General features: G+C 56.8%; 9 protein-coding genes, 1 tRNA gene and 1 pseudogene. 3 read left to right on the top strand and 8 right to left on the bottom strand.

From position 1 onward, the window contains the following. The coding region (locus tag ENN68_00420; GenBank protein ID HDS44563.1) for a YjbQ family protein at window positions 1-360 on the top strand (360 nt) is incomplete at its 5' end. A gap of 10 nt (window positions 361-370) precedes the next feature. Beyond that, a tRNA-Arg gene (locus ENN68_00415) sits at window positions 371-442 on the top strand. A 98-nt stretch (window positions 443-540) separates the two neighbouring features. On the opposite strand, the gene ENN68_00410 is transcribed toward ENN68_00415, so the two are convergent. Continuing rightward, complete coding sequence (locus tag ENN68_00410; GenBank protein HDS44562.1) at window positions 541-1,668, bottom strand: mRNA surveillance protein pelota; 1,128 nt, start codon at window positions 1,666-1,668, stop codon at window positions 541-543. 179 nt (window positions 1,669-1,847) lie between these two features. Here ENN68_00410 and ENN68_00405 point away from each other — a divergent pair, with 179 nt between their 5' ends. Beyond that, window positions 1,848-2,669: a metallophosphoesterase gene (locus ENN68_00405; GenBank protein ID HDS44561.1), complete on the top strand. Its 822-nt coding sequence runs from the start codon at window positions 1,848-1,850 to the stop codon at window positions 2,667-2,669. A gap of 36 nt (window positions 2,670-2,705) precedes the next feature. Here the strand turns inward: ENN68_00405 and ENN68_00400 are convergent, their stop codons facing one another. From ENN68_00400 to ENN68_00370, 7 genes and pseudogenes are all read right to left on the bottom strand, one after another. Beyond that, the gene (locus ENN68_00400) at window positions 2,706-3,788 is read right to left on the bottom strand and encodes a 4Fe-4S dicluster domain-containing protein (protein HDS44560.1); all 1,083 of its coding nucleotides are present in this window, start codon (window positions 3,786-3,788) and stop codon (window positions 2,706-2,708) included. 14 nt (window positions 3,789-3,802) lie between these two features. Continuing rightward, window positions 3,803-4,537 (bottom strand): 4Fe-4S dicluster domain-containing protein, encoded by a 735-nt coding sequence (locus tag ENN68_00395; GenBank protein HDS44559.1) that lies wholly within the window; start codon window positions 4,535-4,537, stop codon window positions 3,803-3,805. Further along, window positions 4,534-5,718, bottom strand: coding sequence for an NADH-quinone oxidoreductase subunit NuoH (nuoH, locus tag ENN68_00390; protein HDS44558.1), 1,185 nt, complete (start codon window positions 5,716-5,718; stop codon window positions 4,534-4,536). The genes ENN68_00395 and nuoH overlap by 4 nt, the downstream gene beginning before the upstream one ends. Window positions 5,719-5,744: 26 nt before the next feature. Next, the gene (locus ENN68_00385; GenBank protein HDS44557.1) at window positions 5,745-6,968 is read right to left on the bottom strand and encodes an NADH-quinone oxidoreductase subunit D; all 1,224 of its coding nucleotides are present in this window, start codon (window positions 6,966-6,968) and stop codon (window positions 5,745-5,747) included. 30 nt (window positions 6,969-6,998) lie between these two features. Beyond that, window positions 6,999-8,063, bottom strand: a pseudogene (gene nuoB / locus ENN68_00380) (NADH-quinone oxidoreductase subunit NuoB). Between the two features lie 42 nt (window positions 8,064-8,105). Continuing rightward, the gene (locus tag ENN68_00375) at window positions 8,106-8,456 is read right to left on the bottom strand and encodes an NADH-quinone oxidoreductase subunit A (protein HDS44556.1); all 351 of its coding nucleotides are present in this window, start codon (window positions 8,454-8,456) and stop codon (window positions 8,106-8,108) included. Between the two features lie 15 nt (window positions 8,457-8,471). Then, entirely contained in the window at window positions 8,472-9,719 is a 1,248-nt protein-coding gene (locus tag ENN68_00370) for an NADH-quinone oxidoreductase subunit N (protein HDS44555.1), read from the bottom strand. Window positions 9,720-9,721: the final 2 nt, after the last annotated feature.

The following is a 9,721-nucleotide window of genomic DNA, read 5'->3' as shown; positions in this document are numbered from 1 at the left end:
CTCATCGATATCACGGACGAGGTACAGCAGATCGTGCGCGCGAAACGTGTGGACTCAGGGATCTGCGTCGTCTTCTCCAGGCATACGACCACCGGGATCGTCATCAACGAGAACGAGCCCGGCTTGCGGAGCGACATCCTGCGGTTGCTGGATGAGCTCGTGCCGCGCGGCAAGGGTTACCTCCATGATCGCATCGACAGTAACGCGCATGCACATCTCCGGGCCGTTCTGCTCGGCTCCAGTGTCTCGATCCCGATCGAAACCGGCGCGATGACGCTCGGAACCTGGCAGAGCATCCTCTTCGTTGAGTGCGATGGGCCACGCCGGCGCGAGGTCTTCGTGCAGGTTGTAGCAAGTTAGAGATTCGAATGCCCCAGTGTGGTAAAGGATATCCGCTGGGCCTGCGGAGCCCAGCATTCGGGTTCGATTCCCGACTGGGGCACTCATTCTTATGCACTGTCCGTATCGTTTTTTCCGCTCAGCTCATCAGTTGAGCGCATCTCGATACGATGATGATATGGGCGATTTCGAGTGAGTCAATTAGCTGATCCCGAACCGCAGAAGCGCCGCGATCCCGCCCAGGCCGTTGAGCCGTTTGCCCGGCTCGAACTCCGTGCTAAAGATCACTACCTCACCCCGCTGCCGTTCCGCAGCCTCAAGCAGCTCATCGATCTCCTCAGCCTCCTGCTCGCCTGCCTCGCCTTCCTCGACCATCCGTGTCCGCATCAGTTTCTCATCGCTCACCAGTAGGGTCTCGACCGCGCCACACAGTAGCGCCTTCTGCACCTCCGCCTTGCCATATACCGCCTTACCGCCTTCGTCCTTACTGATCTCTTCCATTAACCGATCGAGCAGCGTTACTTCCTTCGTTAACCGCTCCTCCTTCTTCAGACGTTCCACAGCGCCCCGTTTCAAGACCTCCAGGAAGCCCGAGACACCCACTGACGACGCCTGCTCGATCCGCGTCTTCTCCGCGAGCCCAGCATCCCGTTCACGTAAAAAGGCGAAGAAATCGTCCTTCACGAAGCCCGGACCCGCGATGATCACCGCATCCGCCTTCGTGGTCTGCAGCGCATTCTGCACGTTACCCAGTAGCTCACCAAAGAACTCCTGCTTACCGCCACCCGCCTGCTCCATGCCCTTGCCTGATCCGTACCGCAGCGAGAACAATTCGTCCATGCCATACTGCCGCACGACACCGGCAACCGCCTCACCTTCCTCCACCGTCACCACAAGCACCTCAGTCGTCGCAAACGCCTTCTCAGCCTCCCGCAACCGCTTGAGGTGATGCTCCTTCCACACCTTCACCACCGAGAGCTGGGTGCCCGGCTCGATATTGAAGGTATGGAAGGAGCCCAGCTCGGTCTCTGGGCCCTGCTCGATCACGCCTTTGATCCGTAACCGGCGCGAGAACTTGTGAAAGTCCACCGCGTCCGTTCGGATGCCCAGCCGGACCGGTTTCTTCGCCGCCTTGTCTGGTCGCACCTTATCGGTCGCTTCCTCCAGCTTCCGGTAGGTCAACGAATACACAAGGTCGCCCGGCTCGATCACGTGCTTCAAATGCCACAGATCGTCTAACGACTCAGGCACGACCGATACCTCACCCTCAGGCCGTTTGCCGCCCGTTTCCGTTTCTTTCGTCTTCAATTTCCGTTTGAGTAGTTTCATAAGCGGTTTTTCGATAGTTGGTTTGTTTGTTTGTTTGTTTGTTTGTTTGTTTGTTTGTTTGTTTGTTCGCTTCTCGTTATTGTGTGGTTATACCGGTTCATAGAAATAGTTATTTTGCGCGTTCGTGCTCCTTGTTAGTGATAGGCTATTCATACTCGCAACCCTAAGGAATAGCAGGCATGAAGAGGAAGCCAACGCTCAAACCGCTCATTGACGAGCCCGCACTCCTCGTCGAGTTCGAGCACCGCGCCCTGGTTCTGGCCGATCTCCATCTCGGTATCGAGTCCGAGTTCAGGCAGAAGGGCATCAATATCGGCAGCCAGACCGAGAAGTTGCTCGAGCACGCGATCCGGTGCGTGCAAGCGGAGAAGCCCGATGTGATCATCCTGCTGGGTGACGTGAAGCATGCGGTACCGCAGATCTCCTACACGGATCGTTCGGAGGTGCCCTTCTTCCTCGCACAGCTCGCGGATTACGCGCCGGTCTATATCGTGAAAGGGAACCACGACGGCTACCTCGACCGGATCATTGCCGATGTCACCGAGCCGGACTGGAACCCGAAGAACGAGATCGCCGTTAAGAGCACCAGGGGCTTCCTCTTCGATCACGTCGGGTACACACACGGGCATTCGTGGCCCGCGCAGGAACTGTTCACCGCCCACTACATCATTATCGGGCACAATCATCCCCGGATACGGCTGACCAGTTCAAGCTCACCGTACTCAAGCATGAAGCCTGTCTGGATTCGCGCGCAGTGCAAACCGGAAAAGATTGATGAGAGCTATCCGGACGTAGTACTGCCTCGCGAGCACGCTCCGGGGGTCATCATCATGCCCGCATTCAACGAGCTCTGCGGCGGCATCGCCTTCAATAACTCGACCCGTGAGCTGCTGGGCCCCGTAGCCTCGAAGCTGCTCCGACCAGGATCGATGGAGGTCTATCTGCTCGATGGCACCTATGTCGGGCGGGTCTGTGAACTCCGCGCGCAAAATCCCGACTGATTGATTCTTCCAGCAACAAAGAGAATGATTTGAGTCTTATTCCCCCGTTCCTTTCTCCTCTTCTGCCGCCGCTGGCCCGTAGCCCGGGATGTTCTTCAATCGCTCTTTCTTGTGCCCGATCAGGTAATCCAGCTCCTCTACCTTGCCTTCGCCAACCTCCGCGTTCCCCGACTGCTTGATGTAATCCCAGACCTTCTTCGCCACCTCCGTTCTGACCACCACGGTCGAGAAACCCGCGGCACTGCCCACACTACCCACACTCACGTCGCTTTCAACCGCGGTGAAGTCCGTACAGACGTTACAGCCGCTGGGCAGAATACCGGAGAGTTGACTGACCTTAAACTTCACCTCGTCATCCGTCATCGTCGCCACGAACTTCCCCTTCATGATGTCTGTCTTGACCAGCTTGGAGAAGTCCACGCCCTTCTCTTTCAGATACTTCGAGACCTCGTTGTAATGGAAGTTCTCCGTGCAGAACAGCCCGATCACGAGCTTCACTTTCTCCTTGAAAACCGGGAACTCCTCCTGTAGCTTCCGCACACCCGAGACCATACAGGGCGTGCCAACGACGCCAACGCCCTTCTTCGAGAACATCACCGCCTTCTTTAACTCCGGAAGAACATCTGCAAAGACGTACTTCGTCCCGCCCAGTGGCAAACGATGAAGCTGGTCAGGGTTACGCACGTGGAAGACAGCGGTACGCCACGCTTCGTCACGATTCACAAAGAGACCGCGGTCGATCAGGCCCATATTCATAGCAGACATGATGAACTCCGTGCCCATCGCACCGTCCTGGCCCGTGAACCGTCTTGACTTCCCCGCGGTGAACTCGAGATACTCGCCCAGACCGCTCTTTGGCTCGTAATCGTACCGTGGACAGACGCGTACGCAGGCACCGCAATCGAGGCACTTCTCCTCGTAGTTCGGGAAATCGACCTTATCCTCTTCGTTGACAATAAGCCCGCTCGGGCAGATCGAGACGCAGGTCAAACACCGGCTGCACAGCTGCGGCTCGATCACCACGTCCCGGAGATTCACGTAAAACAACTGCTCCTTATACTTCTTCTGCGGGATTTTTACCTCCCACTCCAGTTCGCCCTTTTCCGTTTCGGCTGCCATCTCTCTCCCCCTCCTCACTTCCTCACCAGCTGTAAAATCTGCATTGAGCATTCCTTAACACACAGGCCGCAGCCGGTGCACTTCTGCGAGTCGATTGACATCTTCACGGTCATCGTCGCCTCATCCGTCACCGCCCGGACCGCACCGCTCTCACAGACTCGCTCACAGACCTTGCAGGCGATGCAGCTGGCGCGGTCGATGCAGATGCTCAGCATCGGGACGCCCTGCATCGCACAGACCTCGGGAACCAGATTATCTACTTCCTTTGTGCGCCGCAACGTGAGATCCTCTTTGTCAATCACGTAATCCACGACCACCTTGTCCTCACGAATGATCTCCGGCGGCTCGATCATATCCTCCGTCATCGCCAGCATCTCATCCATCGTCCGGTAGGCGAAATCGTGGATCTTCGTCTCCCGTAACGCGCCGCCGGGGCAGGTGTCCACGCAGAAATGGCAGTAAATGCACTTGCCGTGATCCACGGTCGGGTAATACCGCTTACTCGGCGCTTCATTCATCCAGATCGCGTTCGCAGGGCAGACAAAGGAGCACTGGAAACAACTGATGCAGCGCTCAGGATCGAAGAGCATGAAGCCGCGGAAACAGTCCGGCTGTCTCTTACGCTCCCGGGGATAGTGCGTCGTTACGTTCAGTGGCAGCGCCACTTCCTTCGCCGCCGTGCCCAGCGCCGCTGCATGCGTCTTCAGCTTGTCCGTGATCTTGTAGTCCGGTGTTGCTACTTTCTTCATAGGATACCTCCCAATACCAGTGACCAGAGCACCGCCACAATGCCGAAGATCAGCATGGTGCCCCAGCCGATACTCAACGCCTGGTCAATTCGGTACCGCGAATATACCCCGCGTAAGTTGACCATCACCAGCAGTATGATCAAAGTCTTGATGACGAACCAGACACCATACATCACGTCGCCGAGCAGCGGACTCACGATCGGTATGTACGGGCCACTGCCACCACCGAAGAAGAGCATCGTCATAATCGCACCGAGCACATACATCTTCTCGTACGCCATCACGTACGCGAGCCCGAAGGCAATCCCGGAATACTCGATGAACGGCCCGAAGGCCAGCTCCTGATCCGCTTCCGGGATCTCGAAGGGGAGTCGCGCGGTGGCCATCACGGTCGCGATGAAGAACGTAAGCGCGGCGAGCGGATTGAGCACTATGCCCCAGTTCCACCATGCGCCCTGGTTCGTGGCGCTAATGACATCAACGGTGTTCGACGTGCCATAGAGCACGATCATTGCGAGAATCACCAGAATGAACGGAATCTCGTAAGCAAAGTACATGAATGCCTCGCGTATCGTGCCGATGAACGCGAATCGGTTATTCGCCGACCAGCCAACACCCATGATAAAGACCGGCATGAAGCTGATCAATCCGATCATGATCTGCAAGGCGTACGGCGACTCAATGGGTACGAGCGGTGCGCCCGGCGCGCCCGCGTTAATGAACAAGAGCGGGAGGAGCACGGGCAGGAAGTAGAGGAACGGGAACTGCAGGAAGTACAGGCGATGCGCCTCTTTATGGATGATCACCTCCTGGCAGAGGAACCGGAGCGAATCGGCGAGCAGTTGTATGCTGCCACGCGTGCGTGGTGCGATCTCCCGCGGCCCCACACGCCACTGCATCCGACCCACGAGCTTACGCTCCAGCCACGGCAGGATGAGCAGCATCGTACCGAGCGTGGCAAATCCCGGAATTATCAGGAGTATCCACATCGGCTTCCAGAGCACAAATCCTATCAGGAGTTTTATGATCGGCACACCGTAGATGGGCAGGAAGCTCAGCAGGAACGAAACGATACTCCCGATTACCGGGATCTTCAATAAGAATTCGTAGATTATGTACAGTAGTGGTATATTTATCGGGTTGTTGATTATCGTGCTTATGAGCCCGCTTATATCGATCATTTCTTTTGCCTCACCTCTCCTCCTAACTACCTATCCGCCTCCGGCGGGAAGTAGCCGAAACTGCCATACACCGCCCAGAAGTCCGCATAGCGCTCTCCTTTCGTCGCCTCCATGAACCCCCGCAGGTTCATCCAGCAGGGACTGATCACCCGCACGCGGTACGGAACGTTCGACTCACCATCGCTGATCAGCGTGAAAAGAGTCGTGCCCCTGCCCGCCTCGGTCAGGGTCGTCCATTCGCCCTTCGGTAGCACGAGATCGCCAAAGACACGGTAGAAGCTGCCGCGGATGTTCTGCGCAGCCTCCGGATACTCGTTGATGAGCGCCTCGCTCAGGATCGGGCCTTTGATCTCACGCACCGCGTCCACCGCCTGCTTCGTTATCTTGATGCTCTCCCTGATCTCCTCCAACCTGCCAAGGAACCGCCCAAGACAGTCACCGTCATCTCCGGTCGTAACTTCAAAGTCGACCTTATCATAAGCATCGTACGGCGCGACCTTACGGATATCGTAGTTGATGCCCGAGGCGCGAGCAAACGGCCCAACCATGCCGCAGCGAATCGCATCCTCCTTCGTAAGCACTCCCACGCCTTTCGCACGGGCCACCGTTACCGGATTGTAAACGAAGATCTTCTCAAACTTCTTCATCCGCTTGTTCAGCGCGAAGGTCATGTTATCGATCAGATCAAGTACCGGCTCGGAGATATCGCGCCGCAAGCCGCCGGGCATGATGAACGAAGGTCCACTCCGGGACCCTGAGACCTGCACCATGGCCTCGATGATCATCTCCCTGATCGCCATGCAGTACATGAAGCCCGTGGTGTGCCCGAAGAAGAGCGAGAAGATGCCTGAATCGTAATAGAACGCCTCGATCCGCGAGAGCTCACACAGGATCGTGCGCAGATACTTCGCACGTTCCGGCACCTCGAGCTTCAGAGCGTTTTCGATCGCGCGAACATACGCGAGGTTCATATTCACCGGGTCGTTGATCGCGAGCCGCTCGAATAGCGGGATGTTCTGGATGTACAGCTTGGTCTCCGCGAGCTTCTCCATCGACCGATGCACGAAGCCCGGCTCCGGGATCGCGTCCACGATCCGGTCACCCTTCACCCTGAAGGTCACCCGGAGATGGCCGCTTCCCGCGTGATGCGGACCAATAGGCACGACGATCTCATCGCTCGCGTGCGCAATGTCCATAAATTCCTGCCAGATGGGCGTGTAAAGATCCTTCGGCGGCTCGATCGGGACCATGAACTCCGGCTCGACACCCTTCTCAAAGGCGTACCGCTCCTCTGGGAGCTTGAACTCCTTCCGTAGCGGAAGATCCGGCGTGTCGGGCGCGAGCAGGAACTTCTTACCCATCCAATCGTTACCCTCGAACCAGACACCAAAGAACTCGTGCAGCTCGCGTTCACAGTAATTCACGCTCTCCCAGATCGATTTCAGGCTCGTGATCTTCGGATCCTTTGCCTCGATCTCGGTGAAGATCGTGACGAGCACCGGCATTAGTTCCTCGCGCGTGTAACTCGAGGCCACGTACTCGATGATGAACTTCCGCTCGTGTGGCACCTGAATCGCATTCACGCTCTTCACATGGTCGAACTTCAGCTCCTCTTTCAGCTTCCGCGCAACCTTCATCAGGTTTTCCGGTGTCGTTCGCACCGCTATTCGGTTCATATCAGTGATCGTTACTGCCTCGATCAAGCCCTTCAGCTCTTTCTCCAGCTCGCGCACGAACTCCTTGCCGGTGGCCCACTCGACTCTGCTCGCAAGGTCCACCCTGATCTCCGGCGTCTGCGTGAACCGCTTCGGCGAGGTGGGCACCATCCGCTCCTCCAGCTGCTCCACGAGCGGGAGCTCCACTTTCTTATACTGGATCGTGGTCTTGTCCAAACCGATGATCTTGTCCTGGAGCGCTCGTACGCCCCGGAGCAGACCTTCTGGCGTTATTGGACAGCCCGGGACGAAGAAATCCACCGGCACGATGTCCGACGGATGCGTAATGTTGTAACTGTTCCAGAATATGCCGCCTCGCTCGCCGCACGCGCCAATAACATTCACGAACTTCGGGTCGGGCATCTGCCCGTAGACGAACTGTAGCGCGCGTGCCATCTTACGGGAGATCGTGCCTTCAATGATGATGAAGTTCGATTGCCGTGCAATGCCCAGGTTCAAGGTCCCCAGGCGCTCACCGTCATAGCCGCACGCAAAGGCATGGGCAAGCTCAACACCACAGCACGAGGTGATGAAATGGCAAGGCCACAGACTCCACTTCGCCGACCACTTCTTGAAGGGCGCCAGCGGCCCCGACTCAAGGAAATCTATATGCGCATTTGGGTTTTCCATTTTTCTCTCACGTCACCTCTCTTCCATTAGCTCCTAGTAACTTCACGCCGCCTCCATTTCCCGCGTTAGTCCATAGCCCACGTACACCGCAGGCAGCAGGAGCACGAGCGAGAGCAGTAAGAGCAGCGTAAAGCTGAGACTCGGATGCGCCGAGAAGAGCAGGAGTAGTACCACGATCGGCTCAGCCGCCATGAACAGGAACATATACCCGAAATACTGCATGGGGAGCGTGTACTTCGGGAACTCCAGAGGTGGATTGCCTGCCTCCCACCGCATCGTCTTGATCTCCGTGAGGTTATATCTCGGTAACACCTTCACCAGTAAGAGCAGCACAGCGTCGATGAACACCGCCACCACGATCAAAACCACGATTATCAGTACGTTCTCTATCATCTCTCTTTACTCCTCCTAAATTGCTATGCTTACCGTCTGGGCAATTACCTCCATTCCTTTGTAGAACCAGTCGGGTAAGAACGTCACCACGATGAGAATCACCGTCGCGATGCAGATGAAATCGGTGAGACTGGCTTTCCAGCCCACACCGAGTTCACGCGCTAGCCGCAGGTAATAAGGAACTGAGATCGCGGAATTGATCACCATGAGCGCGACCAACCAGACGTACTCGGCCTTGATCAAGCTGAAAAGGATGAACAGCTTTCCCCAGAAGCCCATCAGCGGCGGGAGCCCGATGAACGAGAAGGCGAGCAGATACAGCAGTGGTGAGAACGCGCCCCTGTTTTTGATCGCATTGAAGAACCCGATCTTGCCGGCGGCATTGGCGAAAAGCATGAGCAGCGCGCCGGTCAGTGCGAAATAGAAGAACTCCGGCTTCGCGATCACCACCAAACAGGCCAGCACGTACCCCATGTTCGCCACGGTCGAGTAAGCGAGCACACGTGCCGGCTCCTTCGAGGTCAACGCGCCGATGTTACCCGTGAACATCGAGATCGCCGCCAGTACAGCCGTGAAGAGACTCAGCGTAACGGTCAGCGGACCCACGGTGGACAGCAGTATCTTTAACGCAATCACGAACGGCACGATCTTTGCAAGCGATGCGATAATCGAGAGCGGAATCGGATCCGCGCTCGAGAAGACGTCCGGCACCCACTCGTGGAGCGGTGCCACACCCACCTCGATGCTCAGACCCAGCACGAGCATCACGTATCCCAGTATATACAGCAGATCATTGTACGCGTTCTTCGTGTACACCAGGAGAATCGCACCGATCAAGAAGAGGATCGTCGCCAGCACCATGAAGGTGATGTACTTGATACCCACTTCGACGTTCGCGCCCCGCTCACGTGCCATCACGAGGATGTAGGTGGGCACGGAAACGAGCACGAACGCGGCCAGGATCAGCGCGAGATCCTGGGTGGAGAAGATATACAGGGTAACGAGTGCCATTAGCCCCACCAGGCAGAAATCCACGCCCTGGATCACGCTCTTGATCGTCTTGAGCGAGGCAAGGTTGATGAGACTGATGGCGAGCACGAACGCGCTGTAATAGATCAGCTCGGGATTCGCACTCGTCACGGCAACGAATCCAAGCAGAATCGCCACGATCGCTCCAATAAGTCCCACATCACGGTACTTTACGGAGAGTGCCGCGCACAACGTTAAGATCACGATCGCCCCCAGGATCATCGCTATCGGCATTG

This window comes from Methanomicrobia archaeon, assembly GCA_011049045.1.
In the GTDB taxonomy this organism is placed as follows: domain Archaea; phylum Halobacteriota; class Syntropharchaeia; order Alkanophagales; family Methanospirareceae; genus JACGMN01.
Note: the sequence above shows the minus strand (reverse complement) of the source record. Positions and strands in the feature narration are given on the sequence as shown.

Excerpts from the sequence above, each read along its gene's own strand:
- ENN68_00375 (HDS44556.1), bottom strand. The coding sequence starts at position 8,456 with ATGATAGAGAACGTACTGATAATCGTGGTTTTGATCGTGGTGGCGGTG.
- ENN68_00405 (HDS44561.1), top strand. The coding sequence starts at position 1,848 with ATGAAGAGGAAGCCAACGCTCAAACCGCTCATTGACGAGCCCGCACTC.
- ENN68_00385 (HDS44557.1), bottom strand. The coding sequence starts at position 6,968 with ATGGTCCCGATCGAGCCGCCGAAGGATCTTTACACGCCCATCTGGCAG.
- ENN68_00400 (HDS44560.1), bottom strand. The coding sequence starts at position 3,788 with ATGGCAGCCGAAACGGAAAAGGGCGAACTGGAGTGGGAGGTAAAAATC.
- ENN68_00410 (HDS44562.1), bottom strand. The coding sequence starts at position 1,668 with ATGAAACTACTCAAACGGAAATTGAAGACGAAAGAAACGGAAACGGGC.
- nuoH (HDS44558.1), bottom strand. The coding sequence starts at position 5,718 with ATGATCGATATAAGCGGGCTCATAAGCACGATAATCAACAACCCGATA.
- ENN68_00395 (HDS44559.1), bottom strand. The coding sequence starts at position 4,537 with ATGAAGAAAGTAGCAACACCGGACTACAAGATCACGGACAAGCTGAAG.
- ENN68_00370 (HDS44555.1), bottom strand. The coding sequence starts at position 9,719 with ATGCCGATAGCGATGATCCTGGGGGCGATCGTGATCTTAACGTTGTGC.